This window comes from Vibrio ostreae (genome assembly GCF_019226825.1).
In the GTDB taxonomy this organism is placed as follows: Bacteria; Pseudomonadota; Gammaproteobacteria; order Enterobacterales; family Vibrionaceae; genus Vibrio; species Vibrio ostreae.
The window spans coordinates 3,192,798-3,214,988 of sequence record NZ_CP076643.1 but is presented as its reverse complement, the minus strand read 5'-3'; the positions used below and the strand labels follow the sequence as shown (position 1 = coordinate 3,214,988).

The following is a 22,191-nucleotide window of genomic DNA, read 5'->3' as shown; positions in this document are numbered from 1 at the left end:
ATTGCAAGAACACCACTTACCGATTTTTTACAAACAAAGCCATGGATTCGAGGTGACTGGTATGCGGAAACATATCCAGCATGCCCAGTTTAACCAACTGGTATCCCTGACTCAGCAAGCTTTGACTGTCACGAGCAAGCGTAGCAGGATTACACGAGACGTAAACCACACGCTGGGCGCCAAGTCGGGCCAACTGTTCGACAATGCCGGCAGCCCCCGCTCGTGCCGGGTCGAGCAGTACTTTAGCAAATTTTTCCCCTGCCCACGCCTCATTCGTCATATCTTGTTCCAAATTAGCCTGATAAAAGTCAGTATTACTAATCTGGTTGCGTGCGGCATTACTCTGCGCATGACGCACCATATCATCCACACCTTCAACCCCGACCACTTCTTTGGCAAGCTTGGCCAGCGGCAGGCTGAAGTTGCCCAGACCACAGAACAGATCCAGCACCCGGTCTTGCGGCTGCACATCCAGCCAGCTCAGCGCCTGCTTGACCATCGCCTGGTTAACCTGCTGGTTGACCTGAATAAAATGACTCGGTAAGAACGGAATCGTCACCCCGGCTTCGAGATATTCAGCCTCAGGGCCGCAGATCAATTTCAGCTCATCACTGGCCGGCATCAGATACAGGGTCAGAGCGTGCTGCTCGGCAAAGCCGCTCAACGCAGCCATATCGGCCTTCGCCAGTGGCGCAAGATGACGCAGCACCAGCACGCGGGTGTTGTCACCTTTCACCAGTTCAACGTGACCGAGCTGATCCGGGCGGGCAAAATCACTCAACAGGGTTTTCAGTTCAGGCAGCAGAGCATTCAGGCTCGGCTCAAGCACTGCACAGTCAGTGACAGTGACAATATTTTTGCTCTGTTTGCGGCGGAAACCAAACTGCAGCTGGGAGGACTTTTTATCCCACAGCAGGCTGAGGCGCGCACGGCGGCGGTAGCCCTGATCATCACAACAAACCGGCGCGGAGAGTGCAAGGGTCTGACCGGCAAACTTTGCCATCAGTTGACTCAGCGCTTGCTGTTTATGTTCAATTTGCGCGCTGTGCGCCAGATGCTGCAAATCGCAGCCGCCGCATTCGCCATAGTGCGGGCAGAAAGGCTCCACCCGCTCACCACTCGGTTTAAGCACTTTAATCAGCTTGGCCCGGGCAAATTTACTTTTGCTCTCCGTGAGCTGCATCAGCACCTCTTCCCCCGGCAAAGCCCCGTCGATAAACACCGGCTTGTTATCCTGAAAAGCGATCCCTGCGCCCTGGTGATCCAGCTTAGTCACACTGACCGCCTGATGTTTCTGATTAAGTGTGGTCTTTTTCTTCGGTTGGAAAAAACGTGCCATGCTCTGTGCCCAAGTGTGATTTATAAGAAGGTTTTTACCCCGGAATCACTATTCTGCCCGGGGAAGATTGTCGAAGCTGCCGTACTTGAATTAAGCTAACCGCTATTCTGAAAAATCCGCCAATCATGTTTGCCGGGTATTTTCCCATATCCACACCACGATGTTTAGACAATAATGACCAGATATGGCTTACGTGCGCGCGTAATTACTCTTACTTTAGCCCCGACGCTGATAATCGGGCTGCTGCTCAGCGCATTATTCTCCTTTAACCGTTATCACGATTTGGAGACCCAGGTACAAAATGCCGGTGCCAGCATCATCGAACCGCTGGCGATCGCCAGTGAAGAGGCGCTGAAAAACCAGAGCCGCGAATCGGTGCGCCGCATCATCAGCTATGCCCATCGCAAAAACTCTAAGTTTGTGCGCAGTATTGCCGTGTTTGATGCCCGGCATGAACTGTTTGTCACCTCCAACTTTCATCCCAATTTCGAAGCACTGATGTATCCGAAAAATGAACCGATCCCGGTGCTGAGCAGTGCGGAACTGGACGACAACACCCTGATCCTGCGAACGCCGATTCTGGCCGAAAGCCGCCTGGTGGAAGATTCGCTCAACGCCCAGTCCACACCAGTGCTTGGCTATATCGCGATTGAGCTCGATCTCTCCTCATTGCGACTGCAGCAGTATCAGGAAATTTTTTCGGCCTGTCTGGTGCTGATCATGGGCCTGATCCTGTCCGGAGTATTCGCATTCCGCCTGATGCATGACGTCACCCGGCCAATCACGCATATGAAAAACATGGTCGACCGTATCCGCCGCGGTCACCTCGATGTGCGGATTGAAGGCACCATGCACGGCGAACTCGATTCGCTGAAAAAAGGCATCAACGCGATGGCCGTGTCGCTGTCGGAATACCATGTCGAGATGCAGCACAGTATCGACCAGGCAACGTCGGACCTGCGCGAAACCCTGGAGCAGCTCGAAATCCAGAACGTCGAACTGGATATCGCCAAAAAACGCGCCCAGGAAGCGGCGCGGGTCAAGTCTGAGTTCCTGGCCAATATGTCCCATGAACTGCGTACCCCGCTCAACGGCGTGATCGGCTTTACCCGTCAGATGCTGAAAACCCAGCTCACCAACAGCCAGGCTGACTACTTGCAAACGATTGAGAAATCGGCCAACAACCTGCTGAAAATCATCAACGACATTCTCGACTTCTCCAAACTGGAAGCCGGTAAACTGGCCCTGGAGAACATTCCGTTCGAGTTCCAGGAAACTCTGGAAGAAGTGGTCAACCTGCAGGCCACCAGCGCCCATGAAAAAGGGCTGGAAATCACCCTCAAAGTAGATCCTAAGATCCCGGCCGGTCTGGTCGGTGACCCGCTGCGGATCCAGCAGGTCCTGACCAACCTGGTCGGTAACTCCATCAAATTTACCGAGCGCGGCAATATCGATATCAGCGTCGAGATGCGCTCTCAGCGTGACGATCTGGTCGAGCTGCAGTTTATGGTGCGCGATACCGGTATCGGTATTTCCGAGCGCCAGCAGGCCCAGCTGTTCCAGGCGTTCAGTCAGGCTGACGCCAGCATTTCACGTCGTTATGGCGGTACCGGCCTGGGGCTGGTCATCACCCAGAAGCTGGTCAGCCAGATGGGCGGCGAGATCAGTCTCACCAGTCGTCTGCACCAGGGGTCCACCTTCTGGTTCACCCTGCGCCTGCACATCACGGATATGCCGATGAGCGACTGGCTGGATCCGCAAGTGCTGAGCACCAAACAGCTGCTGCTGGTCGAGCCGAACATGCAGGCCGCCTCGATTGTGCAGCAACAACTGGTTCAGGCCGGGGTTGCGGTGACCTACCGCTCAGCCATGCCGGAAGAGTCGGATCATTTCGATTATGTCCTGCTCAACCTGTCACCAAGCACAGAGACCAATCTGGAACTGGTTCATCAGTGGGTACAACGTGCCACGGCGATGACGTCCCACGTGATCATAGGGACACCGAGTACCGAGCTGGCGCTGGCCGATCAACTGATGAAGCAGTATCCGGTGCAATGTATTACCAAGCCGCTGTCGCGTAAGAAACTGCTGCAGACCCTGATTGCCCATCAGCCTGCCGTCATTGAAGCACCGCTGCCATTGCCGGTAGTGCATGAAGACAAGCTGCCGCTGACCGTGATGGCGGTCGATGATAACCCGGCCAACCTGAAACTGATCACCGCCCTGCTGCAGGAGCGGGTCGACAGTGTGGTCGCCTGTGATAATGGCCAGAGTGCCATTGACCAGGCGCGCCAGCGTCATTTCGATATTATCCTGATGGACATTCAGATGCCGCACATGGACGGGGTCACCGCGTGTAAAGAGATCAAAAAAATTGAGCTCAACCAGACCACACCTGTCATCGCAGTCACAGCGCATGCCATGCCTGGTGAGCGTGATCGCCTGCTCAAAGCGGGCATGGACGACTACCTGACCAAACCAATTGAGGAACATATCCTGCAGCAGGTGCTGGTGCACTGGAGCCCGGATTCACTGCTGCAAAACGTACATAAGCTCGATCTGCCGGATCCGACGGCGTTTGAACAGGTGACTCAGCCTGCCACAGGCGAACCGCAGCACAATAACATCATTGTCGACTGGCAGGCCGCGCTCAAACAAGCCGCCAACAAAGAAGATCTGGCGCGTGAGATGTTAGGCATGCTGGTTGACTCGATTCCGGAAATCAACCAGGTGATCGATATGGCGTTGCAGGATGACGAGTACCCGATTGCCGACCTGTTGCATCACGTGCACAAACTGCACGGCAGTTGCTCCTACAGCGGCGTGCCACGCCTCAAGAAAGTATGTGCGACGCTGGAACAGACTCTGCGCTCCGGTGCCAGCATCAGTGACGTCGAACCCGAGCTGTTCGAGTTGCAGGACGAGATGGAAAAAGTGATTGTCACTGCCCAGCCGTATCTGCAGCAGGGCTAACAAATAAAAAGAGGTGCCACAAAGGCACCTCTTTTTATTCACCGCTCAGCCGCGTTCAGCTCAGGATTCAAGAATAACGGTCGCCACCGCGTAATGACGTTCATCAGAAATCGACAGATGCAGCGCGGTGACACCTGCGCCTGCAGCCAGCTCGGCGGCTTTACCCTGCAGGCTCAGCACAGGTTTACCCAGCTCATCATTACTGATGATGAAATCCTGAAAACTGACCCCGCCAGCAATCCCGGTACCGAGCGCTTTTGATGCGGCTTCTTTGGCGGCAAAACGCTTAGCGAGAAAACGGCTCTGCTGTTTGCGCGCCGCGAACAACGCCAGCTCCTGCGGCGTCAGAATGCGCGCCGCAAATGCCGTCCCGCTGCGGGCCAACACCTGCTCGATGCGCGCGATTTCCGCAATATCCGTCCCTAAACCAACAATCATGCTAAATACCGGAATTAACGGCGTGCCGCTTCCATCACGGCTTTCATATCCGCGACAGCTTTTGCCAGGCCATCAAACACCGCACGCCCGATGATCGAGTGACCGATGTTGAGTTCATAAATTTCCGGGATCGCAGCGATCGCGGCTACGTTGTGGTAAGTCAGACCGTGACCGGCATTCACCGTGATGCCCTGATCGGCAGCATAGCTCGCTGCTGCTGCGATTTTCTTCAGTTCACTCTGCTGCTCAGCTTCGTTTTCAGCATCGGCATAATGGCCGGTGTGCAGCTCGATAAACGGCGCGCCACAGGCTTTTGCGGCATCAATCTGTTCGCGATCAGCATCGATAAACAGCGACACTTTAATTCCTGCCTGGCTCAACTTGTGAGTCGCGGCTTTAACTTTTTCCAGCTGACCCACAACGTTCAGGCCACCTTCTGTGGTCAGTTCTTCCCGCTTCTCCGGCACCAGACAGACAAACTCCGGCTGGGTTTGCAACGCAATTTCAACCATTTCATCTGTGACGGCCATCTCCAGGTTCATACGGGTCTGAATCGTTTCACGCAGAATGCGTACATCACGGTCAAGGATATGGCGACGATCTTCTCGCAGGTGAATGGTGATGCCATCAGCGCCAGCGCGCTCTGCGATCTCGGCGGCATGGACAGGATCCGGATACTTGGTGCCGCGCGCGTTACGCAAAGTGGCCACGTGGTCGATATTCACACCTAAAAGAATTGAGCTCATTTTCCTATACTCCGTGCTCTGGGTTGAAGGACTTGCCGAAACAACTCCCGGCTTTTTAAAGGTTTGCCGCCAAGATACGGCTTTAAGGCAATGCGTGTAAAGCGTTTTGCCGCCTGCAGCTGCTCTTTGGTGGTAAAGCGCCGTTCACTGATGGCAATCAGCTCATTACCGGCAAAAGTCAGATTATCGCGCCGCACCGAAGCAATAAAGCCTTTTTGCTCACGATAACGATAAGTCATATCTGGGTCGACCGGCTCACCGCTACCGGCGCAATGCAGGAAATCGACGCCGTAGCCCATATTGGACAACAAGGCGAGTTCAAAGCGGCGCAGCGCCGGCTCGGGATTGTCACTCTGTGCCAGCTCAGTCAGGACCAGTAGATAGTCATGAAACAGGCCGGGAAACGGCACTTCCGGCGCCAATACTCGCCCGATCAGCTCGTTAACATACATGGCTGAATAGAGATGGATACCATGCAGCGGCAGGCCAAGACTGATGGCTTCGGCCTGGCGCAGGGTTTTCATCGAGCTGTTGCCGGACCATTTGAGCAGTAAGGGAGTAAACGGCTGCAGCGCACCTTTTAGATTGGAACGTTTGCTGCGCGCGCCTTTGGCGATCAGGGTCAGGCGACCATATTCTTCGCTGAACACATCCAGAATCAGGCTCGACTCACTGTAAGGACGTCGATGAAGGACAAAACAGCGTTGTAAACCCTCTGACATTGGTGGTCAACCCTCTGAAAGCGCGAACAGATGCGCGGGAGCTTATGAATAAGACGGGATAAGAGCACACTGGCTCCCAAAGGAGCCAGTGCAGAAACGATTACAGGTCGTCGATGTAACCGAGTGAACGCAGCGCACGTTCATCGTCGGCCCAGCCGGATTTGACTTTCACCCAGGTTTCCAGATACACCTTACGTCCGAACAGCTCTTCCATATCGAGGCGGGCTTCACGGCCGATGGTTTTGATCTTTTCACCCTTGTTACCAATCACCATTTTCTTCTGACCGATACGTTCGACCAGGATCAGGGCGTTGATATGGAAACCGTCGTTGTCCGGGTTGTAATCGAAACGTTCGATTTCCACCGTGACCGAATACGGCAGTTCGTCACCGGTAAAGCGCATCAGTTTCTCACGAATGATCTCTGATGCCATGAAACGCTGTGAACGGTCGGTCACATACTCTTCCGGGAAGTGGTGCACCGCTTTTGGCAGGTGCGCGCGCACATGTTTGCGCAGCACATCAATGTTTTTACTGTGCTTAGCCGAAATCGGCACCACATCAACAAAATCCATCAGCTTAGACAGCTCCTGCATGTGCAGCATCACTTCATTACGGTCTTTGACGTTATCGACTTTATTGACACACAGCACCACTGGGAAATTAGCATTTCTCAGCTTGGTCAGTACCATTTCGTCATCGTCAGTCCAGTGCGTCCCTTCCACCACAAACAGCACCAGGTTCACGTCACTCAGTGAGCTGCTGGCAGCACGGTTCATCAGGCGGTTGATGGCGCGTTTCTCTTCGATGTGCAGCCCCGGCGTGTCAACGAAAATCGCCTGGTAGTCACCTTCCGTCTCAACACCCATGATACGGTGACGCGTCGTCTGCGGCTTACGCGACGTGATAGAAATCTTCTGGCCCAGCAGGTTATTCAGCAGGGTCGATTTGCCCACGTTCGGGCGGCCAACGATGGCGATAAAGCCACAGTGTTGGTTGTCTGGTGAACTGGTTGGCTCACCACTGGATGCGAAGAACGCATCAATATCAAATTCTTGCTCAGCCATTGCTTAATTGCTCTAGTGCCGTTTCCGCAGCCGCTTGTTCTGCCTTGCGGCGGCTGGTTCCTTTACCGATCACAGGCTGTCCGATGCCTGCTACGTCACACGCCACAGTAAACTCCTGGTTGTGTGCTTCACCTTTAATATTAGTCACTGTGTAGACAGGCAGCGGTTTTCTTCTGCCCTGCAGGAACTCTTGCAGACGCGTTTTCGGGTCTTTCTGTGAAACCCCCGGTTTGATGGCGTCCAGGCGCGACTGATACCAGCTCAGCACAATACCGCGCACAACTTCGATATCACTATCGAGGTAAATCGCGCCTATGATGGCTTCTACGGCATCGGCCAGAATTGAATCACGACGGAAACCGCCACTCTTCAACTCGCCTGGACCTAATTTTAAGTAATCTCCTAAGTCGAATTCACGACCCAGTTCTGCCAGCGTATTACCACGCACCAGAGTGGCACGCATACGGCTCATGTCGCCTTCGTTTACTTTCGGGAAACGATGGTAAAGATCGTCAGCAATGACAAAACTTAAAATTGAATCGCCCAGAAACTCAAGACGTTCATTGTGTTTACCGTTGGCGCTGCGGTGAGTCAGCGCCAGGGCGATAAACTCGGGATCATTAAACTGATACCCGAGCTTAGTTTCTAATCTACTAATTGGAGAATTCATGCTCTCTCGATGTGTTGTGGCCGGCGCGCGCCGACCTAGTTAATAGCTCCGATGCGATTAAAACGCACACCGGTTGGGATCCACGCTGGTAATACACTGTCAGCTGAGCGTTCGAACTCAAAACTGATCCAGATTGCCACCGCTTTACCGACTAAGTTCTGCTCTGGCACAAAGCCCCAGTAACGGCTGTCAGCACTGTTGTCACGGTTATCACCCATAACAAAATAGTGCCCCTGCGGAACCACCCACTCATTCACGCCGTGACGCGGTTCATATTCGTTGACGTTATCAATGCGCAGCGGGTTAATCAGAATGTTGTGCTGTACGTCACCCAACTGCTCGTCGAGCTTGATCAGCGGTACATTATTCTGAATAAATTCACTTTCCACCACGTTCGACAACTTGACCGGCTTACATTGCGACTGACCCTGCGGCTGGATACACACCTCTTTGGTGCTGCTGTAACGTACCGTATCGCCCGGCATACCAACCACACGCTTGATGTAATCAATGCTCGGATTTTTCGGATATTTAAATACCACCACATCGCCACGCTCTGGTTTGCCGGTTTCCAGCAGCTGAGTACGCCAGACCGGATCTTTCAGGCCGTAGGCATACTTCTCAACCAGGATAAAATCGCCGACCAGCAGGGTTGGCATCATAGAACCGGACGGGATCTGAAACGGTTCAAAAATAAATGAGCGCAACACCAAGACAAAAGCGATAACCGGGAAGATAGAAACCGAGTTCTCTACCCACCATGGCTGCGGATGGATTTTGGCAGTCAGACTGGCATCAATACCATTGGTTTCACTTTGCAGCTGCGCCACTTTCGCGTGCCGTTTCTTCGCCCATAGCCACTTCTCCAGTGCCCAGATGACACCGGTCACAAGCGTGACGATGACCAGAATGAGTGAAAATGTATTCGCCATTGACTTCCCTTATCTAAAAAATACGAAAGTGAAAGAGCCGGGACCCTTTCACTTGAGAGTTAATGCAATCTACCAGACATCCCCTGACGAGGTTTAGTCTTTGCCAACGTGCAGAATGGCCAGGAACGCTTCTTGCGGCAGCTCAACGTTACCGATTTGCTTCATGCGTTTCTTACCTTCTTTCTGTTTCTTCAACAGCTTCTTCTTACGACTCACGTCACCACCGTAACACTTCGCCAGTACGTTCTTACGTAGCTGTTTCACGGTTGAACGGGCGATGATGTGGTTACCGATCGCTGCCTGAATCGCGATATCAAACATCTGGCGCGGAATGAACTCTTTCATCTTCTCAACCAGCAGACGACCACGGGTCTGGGACTGATCTTTGTGAGTGATGATCGCCAGCGCGTCTACTTTGTCGCCGTTGAGCAACACGTCAACCCGAACCATGCTTGACGCTTCAAAGCGCTGGAAGCCGTAATCCAGAGACGCATAACCGCGCGAAGTCGATTTCAGACGATCGAAGAAGTCCAGGACCACTTCAGCCATAGGGACATCGTAAGTCAGGGCGACCTGATTACCGTGATACACCATGTCGACCTGTGTACCGCGTTTTTCCACACACAGGGTAATCACGTTACCCAGGTATTCTGTCGGTACCAGGATGTTACAACGGGCAATCGGCTCACGAATTTCTTCGATATCATTGATAGCAGGCAGTTTCGCCGGGCTGTCAACGTACATGATCTCGTTGTCGGTTTTCAGTACTTCATACACTACCGTCGGTGCGGTGGTGATCAGATCCAGATCGTACTCGCGCTCAAGACGCTCCTGGATGATCTCCATGTGCAGCATACCAAGGAAGCCACAACGGAAACCAAAGCCCAGTGCCGCAGACGTTTCTGGCTCGTAGAACAGTGACGCGTCATTCAGGCTCAGTTTGCCCAGCGCATCACGAAATGCTTCATAATCATCAGAAGATACCGGGAACAGACCCGCGTAAACCTGAGGTTTGACTTTCTTAAAGCCTGGCAGGGCTTTTTCACAGCCGTTTTTGGCCAGCGTCAGCGTATCACCGACTGGCGCGCCGAGGATGTCTTTAATACCGCACACCACCCAGCCCACTTCACCGGTTTCCAGTTCAGTGCCGTCGACTTGTTTGGGAGTAAAGATCCCGAGACGGTCAACGCCCCATACCTGGCCGGTACTCATCACTTTGATCTTGTCGTTTTTCTTCAGCTTGCCGTTTTTAATCCGGACCAGAGAAACCACGCCCAGGTAGTTATCGAACCAGGAGTCAATGATCAAAGCTTGCAGTGGTGCATCCGGGTCGCCGACTGGCGCCGGAATATCAGAGACGATTTTTTCCAGCACATCGTCAACGCCGAGGCCGGTTTTGGCCGAACAGCGCACCGCATCGATAGCATCGATACCGACGATGTCTTCAATCTCTTCGGCTACACGCTCAGGCTCTGCCGCCGGCAGGTCGATTTTGTTCAGGATGGGGACAACTTCCAGATCCATCTCAATCGCGGTGTAACAGTTAGCCAGAGTCTGGGCTTCGACACCCTGACCGGCATCGACCACCAGCAGCGCACCTTCACAGGCGGCCAGTGAACGCGAGACTTCATACGAGAAGTCAACGTGCCCCGGAGTGTCGATAAAGTTCAGTTGATAGGTTTCGCCATCTTTTGCTTTGTAGTCGAGAGTCACACTCTGCGCTTTGATGGTGATGCCACGCTCACGTTCAAGGTCCATGGAATCCAGAACTTGCTCGGCCATTTCACGGTCGGTTAATCCACCACACACTTGGATCAAACGGTCAGACAGGGTCGATTTGCCATGGTCAATGTGGGCGATAATCGAAAAGTTACGAATGTGCTTCATAGGTTTGGGATGACTAAACTCTTTGCAAATTAGGACATAAGAAATACCGCAGCTGGCGGCATTTCATTCAAGTTGGCCGATTCTACCCAATTTCGTTGGGGTTCGCATCATAAATTGGGATGAGATGAACGCGAGCCCGGCAGGCTAAGTCAGGTATAGTCGCAAGCCAGCCAAGCAAAGTGATCCCCGCTGAGGCAAGGTTGTGAACAGACCAAGGTTGTTTACGGACCAAGGTCGCTGGCCGGCCAAAAGCAGCTAACCGACCCCAAATTGCTAACCGACCCAAAATTGCTAACCGACTAAGCAATCGGCTCGCCCAGAATCCGGACCAAGATCACTTCCTGCGCACTGCGCCGTTCCAGATTCACCGACCAGCGCTTGGCAAGAGCAATCCCAACACCGATAAACAGTGCCGAGCAGGCAATCGTCACGCCTTCTCCCGCACCGAGCGCAGGCGCCAGCCAGGCATCACCAAGCCAGGCACCCAGGATCATCATGACCAGAGGCAGCAGATAAACCAGTGCCGCCGACTGAAGCAGACTTTTTTCCGGAAAACCGATTTCCACCACCTGACCCGGTGTGACTTTTTGCTCGGTATCGAGCTGCCACAACAGCGACTTTTTGCCAACCGCTTTGGACACAATTCCCGTGCCGCAGCTTTTGGCTGACGCGCAGCTGCTGCAACTGGTTTTTTGTTCACAACTGAGCGCAATGTGGTAGCCATTTCGCTGGCTGTGCACATCGGTCACGGTAGCAAGTGCGGTCATCATGGTTTGGCTTCCTCATGGGCCTTAAAGGTCACAGACTGCGCAATACGCTTGGCAGTATCCGGCGGGATATCACCCACAACCGAAATTTCGTTGTTACCTTTCACAAAACTGTGCAGTGTGCGCCGGCCCTGACGAACCAATTGTCCCTTGAGGGAGAAGTTGTCACTGTCCGAGACGTACACCGAGAAGCTGAACAGACCATCTGAGAACATCTGGCTTTCCACGACCCGCTCGGTAATGGCCATGCGGTAGCGGTTAAGCTCGAGAGGTTTAAACCCTTCCGGTGTCCAGCCAACAGACCAGAAAGTATCCTCAATGTTACCTTTCGGCAGCGACAGCACTTCAGGTAACTGCACCTTATTCAGGCCGGACATCATCTCCACCAACTGGTCGCTGATAGAATAAGAAATCGTGCGGTACTGTTCCAGTACTTCTCCGTCACGATCGACCAAATCGGCGCGCAGCGGCAGGTGACTATTTTCATCGACCCATAACACGTACGAGTAACGCAGCCCATCTTTCGGCACTACGCGCAGTACCTGACATGCCGTACCGGCTTCACGTGCGCGGCCGACTTTGACAAAGTCGTAATACTGGCTGATCTCAGCCACATCACTGTTGAGCATCGGAATGGTCGGCGCGACCATGTTACCAGATTCAATGGTAAAGGGTTCTACGCCCGGCTCGACATAACTGACCTCATTACCACGCCGGATCACTTCACGCACCGGCCCGCTGAGGTAAACCAAATGGGCCAGTTGCTGATTGTCTTTTTCCCGCGCATGGCGATACAGCAAAGGTTCAATGCTGTTTTTCTTAATCAGGATATAGGACAGCTCGTAATTGAGGTGCTGACTGGCTTCGTTCATCTGATGCAACAAAGTCTTTGCTGAGGAATCCTCAGCAAAGACTGGCGATGCACTCAAGCTGAACAGCGCCAGAGCACTGATCAGAAGTTTTTTCATTCAACTACCGGTTCAACTGAATCTGGTTGAGCGCTCAGGCTCTCACTATTCAATCTTAATTGAAGTTCATAGTCTTGCAGCAACGCATTCACACGACGGCGCTGTTCCTGCACGTTCGCTTCCGAACTGTGTCTTTCCATTGAGTCACGGGTCAGACTTACTGGCTCAGCACTGCCGGAAAACGGGATGGTCTGCAGGACAGGCAACTGCTGATCCTGCGCGCCTGCGCTGTCGCTGCCGCCATATTGCTGTACACCAATGATTACCGCTAAAGAGACACAAGCCGCCACTGCGACCTGACCAAACTGGGACAACCAGCCCGGAAGCTGACGACGCGCCTGTTTCGGCTGCGGCTGTTCTTCGATCCGGACTTGGTCAAGCTGGGTAACATTGGCATGAGCAGCGTGATGCAGGGTGTGCGCAGGTTCGTTTTCCAACGCCAAGGCAACCCTTTCAGCGATATTCCACTCTGGCCGTTCAGGTGCCTCGCCACGCATTACATCACCAATCAGGTGGTAATTCTTCCACGTATCGAGACTGTCCTTGTCGCTGGCTAATTCCTGAATTAGCAGCTTATCGACCAGCTCTCCATCCATGAGCGCTGAAAGTTTTTCTTTGTCAGCCATTCTTTTCACCATTAAATTTGCTGGTTTGCGCTATAAAAGAGAACGGATTCTCTTTTCTACCGCTTCACGAGCACGGAAGATACGAGAACGCACCGTACCTACGGGGCAATCCATGACTTCTGCGATATCTTCGTAACTCAAGCCATCAAGCTCGCGTAACGTCATCGCGGTTTTTAAATCTTCAGGTAACGCTTCTATCGCATGAAACACCGCCTGCTTTAACTCTTTGGACAGCGTAATGTTTTCTGGGTTCGATATTTCTTTAAGCGCGTTACCGCTTTCGTAAAATTCAGCTTCTTCAGCATCAACATCGCTTGCCGGCGGGCGGCGGTTTTGCGCCACGATGTGATTTTTCGCGGTATTGACAGCAATACGGTACAGCCAGGTATAGAAGGCACTCTCGCCACGAAATGTGGGGATCGCCCGATACGCTTTAATAAACGCTTCCTGCGCTACGTCGGCTACATCACCTGAATTGCTCACATACCTGGAGATAAGATTGCATACTTTGTTCTGATATCTCAGCACCAGAAGATTAAATGCCTGCTTATCGCCATTCTGAACTCGCTCAATCAACACTTGATCGGTCAGCTGCTCGTTCATTCGAGCGGTTACTCCTATTGTTATCTCCCCTACCTTCTCAGATATGGGCACTAATTATGCAGAATGCTGTCTTGACACCACTGCTTACATGAGCACTATTGTGACTCAATCGCGCAGGGAAAGTTCAACACCCGGTGAAAAATTTTACCTTTTTCCCGGTGCAATGTGATGTAATCTAAATTGTTGGGATTCTCCCCTGATATTGGGGACAGCAATCACAAAAGACAATAGTATTTATAAAGTATTGCTTTTGGCGCGATGATGATACCCTCATAGTCCATACGGGTATGTTCGGGTCAGCGCACATTATTTTGTGCGCGCAGCGCTTCTCCATGCTTTGTCAGATGCGGCACATGCACCTGACTAAGCATGAAAGGACAGACATAATTAATTTTGCAGCAGAGCAGGACAGCTCTACTCTAGTTCGGGAATATAAACATTTTATGAACGCCAACCGAGAACATCAGTGTGATGTATTAGTTGTGGGCAGCGGAGCAGCAGGTTTGTCGTTAGCGCTGCGTGTCGCCAAACACTGTAAAGTCATCGTTTTGAGTAAAGGCCCGCGCAGTGAAGGGTCAACGTATTATGCTCAGGGCGGTATTGCCGCGGTTTTTGACGAATCGGACAGTATCGACTCACATGTCGAGGACACTTTGATCGCCGGTGCCGGTCTTTGTGAACCAGACACAGTGCGTTTTATCGCTGAACATGCCAAAGAGTGCGTGCAATGGCTGATTGACGGTGGTGTCCCGTTCGATAAAGAAGAAGACAGCAGCGATGATGAAGAACCCCGTTATCACCTGACCCGCGAAGGTGGCCACAGCCATCGCCGCATTCTGCATGCTGCTGATGCTACAGGCATGGCGGTGCAGACATCCTTGCAGGATAACGTTCATAATCACCCTAACATTACTCTGTTCGAACGCTACAACGCTCTGGATTTGATCACCGAAGACAAAGTCGGTGGTGACGAGAAAAAAGTGATTGGCGCTTATGTCTGGAACCGGAATGACGAACACGTTGAAGTGATTCGCTCTAAGTTTGTTGTCCTGGCCACCGGCGGCGCATCTAAAGTGTATCAGTACACGTCCAACCCGGATGTCTCTTCCGGTGACGGCATTGCGATCGCCTGGCGCGCCGGCTGTCGGGTGGCGAACCTGGAATTCAACCAATTCCATCCGACCTGCCTTTATCATCCGGATGCTCGCAACTTCCTGCTCACCGAAGCCCTGCGCGGCGAAGGCGCTTACCTGCGCCGTCCTGACGGCTCACGCTTTATGCCGGACTTTGATGAGCGTGGCGAACTGGCACCGCGTGATGTAGTCGCCAGGGCCATCGACTACGAGATGAAACGTCTCGGCGCCGACTGCATGTATCTCGACATCAGCCATAAACCGGCCGATTTTATCGAGAAACATTTCCCGATGATTTACAGCCGTCTGATGGATCTCGGCATCGATATGACCAAAGAGCCGATTCCGATTGTACCGGCGGCGCACTACACCTGTGGCGGGGTGATGGTCAATCAGCAGGGCCAGACCGACCTCCGGCAGCTGTATGCGATTGGTGAAGTAAGCTATACCGGCCTGCATGGTGCCAATCGTATGGCCTCAAACTCTCTGCTTGAATGTGTGGTCTACGCCTGGTCAGCCGCGAAAGATATCCTCAGTAAAGTTAAAGAAGCGACTTTAGCGCCGGAAGTACCAAGCTGGGATGAAAGCCAGGTTACCTGTTCCGACGAGGAAGTGGTCATCCAGCATAACTGGCACGAGCTGCGTCTGTTTATGTGGGACTACATGGGTATCGTTCGCACCGACAAACGCCTCGAACGAGCCCTGCGCCGCATTCAACTGCTGCAACAGGAAACCCATGAGTATTACAGTAACTTCCGGGTATCCAATAACCTGCTCGAACTGCGTAACCTGCTCCAGGTCGCGGAGCTGATGGTACGCTGCGCAATGCAACGTAAAGAGAGCCGCGGCCTGCATTACACTCTGGACTATCCGCAACTGCAGCCTGACAGCGGTCCGACCATACTGACACCGGACCAGCAATAACCTCATCATAGCAACGGGAACGTCACAGCTCCCGTTTTAGTCTCACCAGTAGCTGACGATAATCGCCGTCGCGACAGCTATCACGCCACAACAGCCAACGCCGTTGCGGCGTGACGATAACCACAAAAGCAAACGCAAACTTAAAGCCAACCGAGCGAATAGGTTCATCGTTATCCTGCGTCCGCAACCGGCCGGAAAAATCGATGTCCACGGCTCCGCTCAGGGTCGGCGTCAGCCAGCCACACAGCGCCACACGCAGCCATATCGCAATAATAACCAAACTAACAACAACAGGGATGGCGGAGATAAGCAACGCCCATATCAGCATGTTAAATTGTAACAGCGCAACGATGTGGGCGTAGAAGGAGGGAAATAGGTAGAGCTTAACGGACTTTGCCGAGGTTATGAGCGACAATCTTGTCCACCATCGACGCATGGCCGAGATTTTCAGAGCGTCCATGCCCCATGACCCAGGTAAACAAGTCCGGATCATCACACTCCAGCAGGGAAACAAAGTCTTGTTGTTCTGATTCAGTCAGAGAGTCAAAACACTCTTCGAAGAATGGCATGATGACTACGTCAAGCTCCAGCATTCCGCGGCGGCATGCCCATTTGATTCGCGCTTTTTCTTCCGGGGTGTACATCGGTTATCCTCACCTTATGATTATTTGCGCCAAGTCTATCAACAGACAAGGCGCTCAACTAGTAACTCAGTCACAGTCCCTGTTGATGCTGACAAAAAACTTGAACCAGATTACCATATTGTTAAAACAACATGATTGTTAAAACCAACATCGTTGCAGCCGGGATTCCATCCGCCAACCTGCCCTAACATCAGGTCGTGGCTTTCAACGCGCTGCAATAACCGACAGAAGTATGAAGTGAAACGAGATTTCACCCAGGTGAAGGATATGAACTGGAAAAACACATTTGCTCCGCTGCGCGTCAAACCAACTGATGCCCTGCCAGACCTGATGCTGACCCATCTGGATAACTGGGGTGCGATTACTGCCGTTGGTGCGGATAAAAAAAGCTACCTGCAAGGTCAGGTGACCTGCGATGTGGTATCGCTGCAAAGCCAACAATCCACCTTCGGCGCGCATTGCGACGCCAAAGGCAAGGTATGGTCGGTATTTCGTCTGTTCCATCACCATGATGGTTACGCGATGTTCCAACCTGTATCGGCAATTGAAGCGGAACTGCGCGAACTGAAAAAATACGCGATTTTCTCTAAGATCGAACTGACGCACAGCCAGGATGTGGCACTGGGCGTCATGGGCAACGGCGCTGACGCCTACATTAATAGCTTGAGTAACAGCGAAGGTGACGTCCGTGCCATCGAAGGTGGTACGGCGGTGCGGATCAGCGCCCAGCGCTGGTTACTGCTGCTGAATGAAGATCACGCTGCACAACTGGTCAGCCAAAGTGAAGCGGTCAAAGCGGATGCGACCCTGTGGACCCGTTTTGATATCGAAGAAGCGATTCCGGTGATTGAACGCTCTGAGCAAAGCGAACATATTCCGCAGGCGGTCAATGTGCAGGCATTGGGCGGTATCAGTTTCAGTAAAGGCTGCTATACCGGTCAGGAAACCGTTGCCCGGGCAAAATATCGCGGTATCAACAAACGTGCGATGTACATAGTGCGCGGTGATGTGAATGAGCCGCTGTCTACTGATGAAGCGCAGCAGATGGAACGCTCGGTTGGTGACAACTGGCGCAGTGCCGGCCATCTGATGGCACATTACACCTTCTCTGATAACAGCGCCATCGGCCTGATTGTCCTGCCCAATAATCTTGAGGCCGGTACTGAGTTACGTCTGACCGCTCAACCGAATACGCGCTGGGTGATTGAAGCCCTGCCTTATTCTTTAGATGATGAATAACTCACTGCGCACCCCGCTCACTGAGTATCTCGACCAGCAGCAGGTGGCCTATCACCTGCTGCCTCACCACAGCGCAGCTCAGACAATAGAAGATGCCGCACATCAGCGTGGTATCAACCCTGCCCAAATGGTGAAATGCATCCTGCTGCGCGATATGAGTGATCGATTTGCCCTGGCCTGTACGCCCGGCGATCGCAGCGTGGATCCGAAAAAGGTTCGAGCCCTGCTCAACTGGCGCCGTATGACCTGTGTTGATCTCAGCCAGGTGGAAGCGATCACCGGTTACCGGATAGGAACCGTGACCCCGCTCTTGCTGCGTACACCGATGCCGGTCATTTTTGATCATGCCATCTGTGCGCACCGCATGGTTACGATCAGCAGCGGATCGTTAATGGCCGGGATCGGCCTGGCGCCAAACGATCTGATTCAACTTTGTCAGCCACAGTTTGCACATATTCAACGTGATTAAGTGATGCAAATCCGTGTAATCCATTACATGTGATCGTGATCCACCTCCAATTTAGCATCATTGGATCGTGAATTTTTATCCAATGTTAAAACATAAATAGTCACACGCCAGATTTTCGTTTACTCTCTCGACGTTGGTAAAGTTCAATCAGAGGTACGACTCGGTTGATATCCTTCTCCAACAAAAAAGTGAATCCACTGATTGTTTCAGGACATCCACTTTTTGTGTAATGCATCTGTGACTATTTGGCCCGCATCTGACTGCGGGCTTTTTTTTATGCAAATAATGACATGTTTCTTACACCTTTTAATTCAGGACAACTATTCTTAACAGTGTCACATTACTTTGGCTAAATAGCGGCGCTCTGACTGAAGAAACCAAATTAACTGCTGTTTTGCTGGGTTAAAGTCACATAAAAATGGATACTCATCGGCAAATTTGCACGTAGCAGCACAAATATCCATGTAATTTGATATTCGCTGCAGGTATCCCCGGGCCATCACACTCTTGAAGCGGGTTTATTCGTATACTATGCAGCGCAGCAACAAAGAAAGGATCGAGAAATGAGACTGTTTAAGCGCTATACACCTGGTATGATAGCTAAACATGTTAGTCGTCTTTTTAAAGGTCGAATCTATATCTACGGTGTCGGTAAGTTTGAATTTGATAACGGCAAGCTGATCTTGCCGGAGCGTGCTGAATCACGCCATTACCAGACCGTCAAAGAGGTCAACCAGGAAATTATGCGCTTGCGCTGCGCCTATGCATAACCTGAGTTCCCGCAAACAAAAAAGGGTTGGCTTTTACGCCAACCCTTTTAACTTTCCGTCTTATCCAGACTAAACCATGCTTTTAGGCGCGACTTTGGCCAACTGCGGCAGATCGCCTTTCAGTCCCAGCGCATGTTTCATAATTTCATCTTTCGCCCCAGGCAACTGCCCCGCCAGGCGCATGCCAATGCCACGAATCAGTTTCTTGGCCGGATTATCACCGGCAAACAGATCTTTAAAACCCTGCATGGCGGCAATCATTTTAGCGGCCTCGGCTTTGCGCCAGCGTTCATAGCCGCGTAAGTTACGCTTGGTGCCGATATCCTGTCCCTGCTCCCACAGTGTCATCACTTCCTGAGCCAGACTGGCAGCATCCAGCAATCCGAGGTTCACCCCCTGCCCGGCCAGCGGATGAATAGTATGCGCAGCATCCCCGACCAGAGCCACCCGCTCAACGGCAAAATCGCGCGCGTAACGCATTTTAAGCGGGAAGGCATAGCGTTCCCCAACCACTTCACACAAACCGAGTTTGACATCAAATTCCGTTGTCAGCGCCTTGTTGAATGAAGCATCATCCATCGCGACCAGGCGCTCTGCGCGCGAGGTTTCGGTCGACCAGACGATGGAACTCATCAGCGGATGCCCCATCGGCAAAAAGGCCAGCGGGCCCTGCGGCGTAAAAATCTGCCGCGCCACCGACTGATGCGGCTCTGCAGTGCGCACATTCGCCACGACCGCGCTGTGGCCGTAGTCCCAGTGAGTGAGCGGGATATCGAGCTGTTTGCGCACCCAGGAGTTCGCGCCATCAGCACCAACCACCAGCTTGGCCGTCAGAGCCTGACCATTACTTAGAGTCAGCCACGCTTCGCTTTCGCCAACCGCCAGGTTCTGACAGGTAGCCGGCATAAACAGCGAGACATTGGATTGCTGTTTGACCTGGTCGAGCAGCGCCAGTTGAATCACACGGTTTTCGACAATATGGCCCAGATTTGGCTGAGTGAGATGGTTAGCACTGAATTCAATCCGCGCAAAACTGTCCTGTTCCCACACTTCCATCGCATGATAAGGCGCCGCACGGCGACTCATGATGCCACGCCAGGCCCCTAGATTACTGAGGATGATCTCACTGGAGCGACTGAGCGCAGAGACGCGTACATCCGGCAGTTCATTCAACCCTTCGTGGGGAATCTTGCCTTCAATTACCGCGATTCGCAGATCAGTCTCTTTAAATGCCGCAGCCAGAGCCAGTCCGACCATACCGCCGCCAACAATCGCAATATCCACGCTTTGCATCATAATTTTTTATACCCTTTATCGATTCACTACGCCCAGAGTGCGGCGCAGTAAAGGAGATTTCAGAAGCGGCAGGTTATCCATCGCTGCCAGGCCAAGATTACGGCCGATACGCAGTGCCAGTAAATCATTGGAGAACAGGTGCACCAGAGCCGAGGTCAGCGTAATGGTGTGCTGACGATCCGCAGCGCGGCGCTGACTAAAACGGTGCAACTGCGCGTAACAGCCCAGCTCATCACCTCGGGTCAGCTCTTCGGCCAGAGAGGCTACATCGCGGATACCAAGATTAAATCCCTGCCCCGCGATGGGATGCAGCGTCTGCGCGGCATTACCGACAATCGCAAACCGGTGTGAGACATTCTGCTCACGGTGACGCAGCAGCAGCGGATAAGCGCTGCGTTTACCGGCTTTGACAAATGCGCCCAGCCGCCAGCCAAACGCCTGCTGCAATTGCGCCATGAAAGCGGCATCATCCAGCGCCATCACCTGTTCGGCCAGTTGTGGCGGCAGACACCATACCAGAGACAGACGATTATCACGCATCGGCAGTAAAGCCACCGGGCCGTGCTCGGTAAAGCGCTCAAACGCGCGTCCCTGATGGGCTTCACTGGCCACCACGTTGGCAATCACGGCCACCTGACCGAAATCATGCTCGGCCAGAGCCATGCCGACCTGTTCGCAACAGGTTGAAACCGCACCGTCAGCCGCCACCAGCATTTTAGCCTGCAGGTGTTCACCGCTGTTCAGCGTCACCTCCACCTGGTTGTGCTGACGCACCACCGACGTGACGCTGGACGGGCAAAACAACCGAATCGCAGTGCTTTGTTCGATTAACCCGGCATACAAACGGCCCACATCCGCCAGCTCAACCACATACCCCAGGGCATCAATAGCGAGTGTGTCCTTGCTGATATCGGTCATACCGGCATGGCCACGATCCGAGACATGAATATGTGAAATCGGTGAGGCGACCGGGGCAATGGTCTGCCACAGCCCTAACGAGGTTAAAATCTGCACCGTACCATGCGACAGCGCAATCGATCGGGCGTCAAACCCGGGATGCTGGTCATGATCCGGCTGATATGCTTCTACAACCGCCACGGATAAGCGGCCATGACTGAGCTTGTCCAGGGCCAGAGCCAGGGTTGCGCCCGCCATCGCACCACCGGCGATAATCACATCAAAACAGTGCACCTCGTTCACTGACACCTCACTTAGTGAATGGTTGGTTGAGAATCTTTTTGCGGTTTAACACCGAACTCGGCGTGCAGAGTCAGTACGCAGGCTTTGACATGCTCGATCACCTGCTCCAGCAGTTGTGCCTGCTCTTCCAGATCATCCTCTTCATCAATCCCCAGCTTGGCGATCTCTTCCAGATCTTCCAACGCTTCTTTGGCTACCGCTGACGCGTTCTGTACTTTAGCGCCAACCAGGCCAAGCCCAGAGATAAAGTGATTGACCCACTCCGCAACGGCATCAGCAAACAGCATCAGTGCGTGTTCACCCTGCTCTGCCGGCAGCAGCAGGGTCAGTTCCAGATCCGTTGCCGTCAGTTCCGCACTGGTGGCGTTAAGCGTTTGCTCAGCCAGTGTCAGCGCCTGGACCGGCCAGCCCATTCCGTCGTTGGTGTAATCGAAAATCAGCGCTTGCCAGCTTTTATCATGCAGACTCAGGCCACCAGACAGCATGCCGGTCAGCAGACCATGCAGTTCTGCCGGTGTCACGCCAACGGCGGCCGACTGCAGTTCAGAAGCTAGAGTTGCGTAATCAGGGAAGGTGTTATCGCTCATAATGGGCTCGTATTCAGGCAAATAACTGCCATCGTACCACTTCAGCGATCCGGCGAAAACGCTCACATCATCAATTGTGACCAGCTTTTATGCAAATTGCCCAATAACTGTGTTTTTGTCCTGACAATTTTTGATTCCGAGTGTGAAAAGCTTGAATCTTACTATCGCTTTACCTATAGTTTGACCCTCGAT

Annotated in this window: 22 protein-coding genes; 5 read left to right on the top strand and 17 right to left on the bottom strand. The window is 52.8% G+C overall.

Translation table 11 applies throughout. The features are described 5' to 3' along the window. Positions 1–16: 16 nt before the first annotated feature. Positions 17–1,339 carry a 23S rRNA (uracil(1939)-C(5))-methyltransferase RlmD gene (gene rlmD / locus KNV97_RS21025; RefSeq protein WP_218562694.1) on the bottom strand — a complete coding sequence of 441 codons (1,323 nt, stop codon included), beginning with the start codon at positions 1,337–1,339 and terminating at the stop codon, positions 17–19. A 174-nt stretch (positions 1,340–1,513) separates the two neighbouring features. On the opposite strand from rlmD, the gene barA reads away from it, so the two are divergent. Further along, the gene (barA, locus tag KNV97_RS21020; RefSeq protein WP_168797027.1) at positions 1,514–4,312 is read left to right on the top strand and encodes a two-component sensor histidine kinase BarA; all 2,799 of its coding nucleotides are present in this window, start codon (positions 1,514–1,516) and stop codon (positions 4,310–4,312) included. A 60-nt stretch (positions 4,313–4,372) separates the two neighbouring features. On the opposite strand, the gene acpS is transcribed toward barA, so the two are convergent. The 11 genes from acpS to rpoE all read right to left on the bottom strand — a co-directional run bounded on the left by acpS (position 4,373) and on the right by rpoE (position 13,737). Beyond that, positions 4,373–4,750: a holo-ACP synthase gene (gene acpS / locus KNV97_RS21015; protein ID WP_218562693.1), complete on the bottom strand. Its 378-nt coding sequence runs from the start codon at positions 4,748–4,750 to the stop codon at positions 4,373–4,375. 14 nt (positions 4,751–4,764) lie between these two features. Continuing rightward, positions 4,765–5,496, bottom strand: coding sequence for a pyridoxine 5'-phosphate synthase (gene pdxJ / locus KNV97_RS21010; RefSeq protein WP_136486030.1), 732 nt, complete (start codon positions 5,494–5,496; stop codon positions 4,765–4,767). After that, on the bottom strand, positions 5,493–6,218 hold the full coding sequence (recO, locus tag KNV97_RS21005) for a DNA repair protein RecO (protein ID WP_218562692.1): 726 nt from the start codon (positions 6,216–6,218) through the stop codon (positions 5,493–5,495). Before recO ends, pdxJ begins: the two co-directional genes overlap by 4 nt. 100 nt (positions 6,219–6,318) lie before the next feature. After that, the gene (gene era / locus KNV97_RS21000) at positions 6,319–7,284 is read right to left on the bottom strand and encodes a GTPase Era (RefSeq protein WP_136486026.1); all 966 of its coding nucleotides are present in this window, start codon (positions 7,282–7,284) and stop codon (positions 6,319–6,321) included. Beyond that, the gene (rnc, locus tag KNV97_RS20995) at positions 7,277–7,954 is read right to left on the bottom strand and encodes a ribonuclease III (RefSeq protein ID WP_136486024.1); all 678 of its coding nucleotides are present in this window, start codon (positions 7,952–7,954) and stop codon (positions 7,277–7,279) included. The genes era and rnc overlap by 8 nt, the downstream gene beginning before the upstream one ends. Before the next feature lie 35 nt (positions 7,955–7,989). Beyond that, a complete protein-coding gene (gene lepB / locus KNV97_RS20990) occupies positions 7,990–8,886 on the bottom strand; it encodes a signal peptidase I (RefSeq protein ID WP_136486022.1) in 897 nt (298 codons plus the stop codon). Positions 8,887–8,979: 93 nt separating this feature from the next. Beyond that, positions 8,980–10,773 (bottom strand): translation elongation factor 4, encoded by a 1,794-nt coding sequence (gene lepA, locus KNV97_RS20985; RefSeq protein ID WP_136486019.1) that lies wholly within the window; start codon positions 10,771–10,773, stop codon positions 8,980–8,982. A gap of 299 nt (positions 10,774–11,072) precedes the next feature. After that, positions 11,073–11,543: a SoxR reducing system RseC family protein gene (locus tag KNV97_RS20980; protein ID WP_218562691.1), complete on the bottom strand. Its 471-nt coding sequence runs from the start codon at positions 11,541–11,543 to the stop codon at positions 11,073–11,075. Beyond that, positions 11,540–12,508, bottom strand: a complete 969-nt coding sequence (gene rseB / locus KNV97_RS20975; RefSeq protein WP_136486015.1) for a sigma-E factor regulatory protein RseB — start codon at positions 12,506–12,508, stop codon at positions 11,540–11,542. The genes KNV97_RS20980 and rseB overlap by 4 nt, the downstream gene beginning before the upstream one ends. Continuing rightward, positions 12,505–13,134, bottom strand: coding sequence for a sigma-E factor negative regulatory protein (locus KNV97_RS20970; protein ID WP_136486013.1), 630 nt, complete (start codon positions 13,132–13,134; stop codon positions 12,505–12,507). The genes rseB and KNV97_RS20970 overlap by 4 nt, the downstream gene beginning before the upstream one ends. 30 nt (positions 13,135–13,164) lie before the next feature. Next, complete coding sequence (gene rpoE / locus KNV97_RS20965) at positions 13,165–13,737, bottom strand: RNA polymerase sigma factor RpoE (RefSeq protein ID WP_136486011.1); 573 nt, start codon at positions 13,735–13,737, stop codon at positions 13,165–13,167. A gap of 443 nt (positions 13,738–14,180) precedes the next feature. Between rpoE and nadB the strand changes: the two genes are divergently transcribed. After that, positions 14,181–15,794, top strand: coding sequence for an L-aspartate oxidase (gene nadB / locus KNV97_RS20960; RefSeq protein WP_136486009.1), 1,614 nt, complete (start codon positions 14,181–14,183; stop codon positions 15,792–15,794). Positions 15,795–15,816: 22 nt separating this feature from the next. On the opposite strand, the gene KNV97_RS22065 is transcribed toward nadB, so the two are convergent. Together KNV97_RS22065 and KNV97_RS20950 are read right to left on the bottom strand one after the other, a co-directional pair. Then, the gene (locus KNV97_RS22065) at positions 15,817–16,209 is read right to left on the bottom strand and encodes a hypothetical protein (protein WP_256612443.1); all 393 of its coding nucleotides are present in this window, start codon (positions 16,207–16,209) and stop codon (positions 15,817–15,819) included. Further along, complete coding sequence (locus tag KNV97_RS20950; protein ID WP_136486007.1) at positions 16,178–16,438, bottom strand: FAD assembly factor SdhE; 261 nt, start codon at positions 16,436–16,438, stop codon at positions 16,178–16,180. The genes KNV97_RS22065 and KNV97_RS20950 overlap by 32 nt, the downstream gene beginning before the upstream one ends. Positions 16,439–16,705: 267 nt before the next feature. On the opposite strand from KNV97_RS20950, the gene ygfZ reads away from it, so the two are divergent. The 3 genes from ygfZ (at position 16,706) to KNV97_RS20935 (ending at position 18,916) form a co-directional block, all read left to right on the top strand. Beyond that, positions 16,706–17,677 (top strand): tRNA-modifying protein YgfZ, encoded by a 972-nt coding sequence (gene ygfZ / locus KNV97_RS20945; RefSeq protein ID WP_136486005.1) that lies wholly within the window; start codon positions 16,706–16,708, stop codon positions 17,675–17,677. After that, entirely contained in the window at positions 17,667–18,146 is a 480-nt protein-coding gene (locus tag KNV97_RS20940) for an aminoacyl-tRNA deacylase (protein ID WP_206208412.1), read from the top strand. Before ygfZ ends, KNV97_RS20940 begins: the two co-directional genes overlap by 11 nt. Before the next feature lie 563 nt (positions 18,147–18,709). Next, the gene (locus tag KNV97_RS20935; RefSeq protein WP_218562690.1) at positions 18,710–18,916 is read left to right on the top strand and encodes a DUF1107 domain-containing protein; all 207 of its coding nucleotides are present in this window, start codon (positions 18,710–18,712) and stop codon (positions 18,914–18,916) included. Between the two features lie 69 nt (positions 18,917–18,985). Here KNV97_RS20935 and KNV97_RS20930 read toward each other — a convergent pair whose 3' ends face one another. Genes KNV97_RS20930 through KNV97_RS20920 form a run of 3 tightly spaced genes read right to left on the bottom strand, consistent with a single transcriptional unit; the run spans position 18,986 to position 21,999 of the window. After that, positions 18,986–20,212 carry an FAD-dependent 2-octaprenylphenol hydroxylase gene (locus KNV97_RS20930; protein WP_136486001.1) on the bottom strand — a complete coding sequence of 409 codons (1,227 nt, stop codon included), beginning with the start codon at positions 20,210–20,212 and terminating at the stop codon, positions 18,986–18,988. Between the two features lie 15 nt (positions 20,213–20,227). After that, a complete protein-coding gene (gene ubiH, locus KNV97_RS20925; RefSeq protein WP_407701916.1) occupies positions 20,228–21,367 on the bottom strand; it encodes a 2-octaprenyl-6-methoxyphenyl hydroxylase in 1,140 nt (379 codons plus the stop codon). A 56-nt stretch (positions 21,368–21,423) separates the two neighbouring features. Continuing rightward, on the bottom strand, positions 21,424–21,999 hold the full coding sequence (locus KNV97_RS20920) for a YecA/YgfB family protein (protein WP_136485997.1): 576 nt from the start codon (positions 21,997–21,999) through the stop codon (positions 21,424–21,426). Positions 22,000–22,191 lie beyond the last annotated feature (192 nt).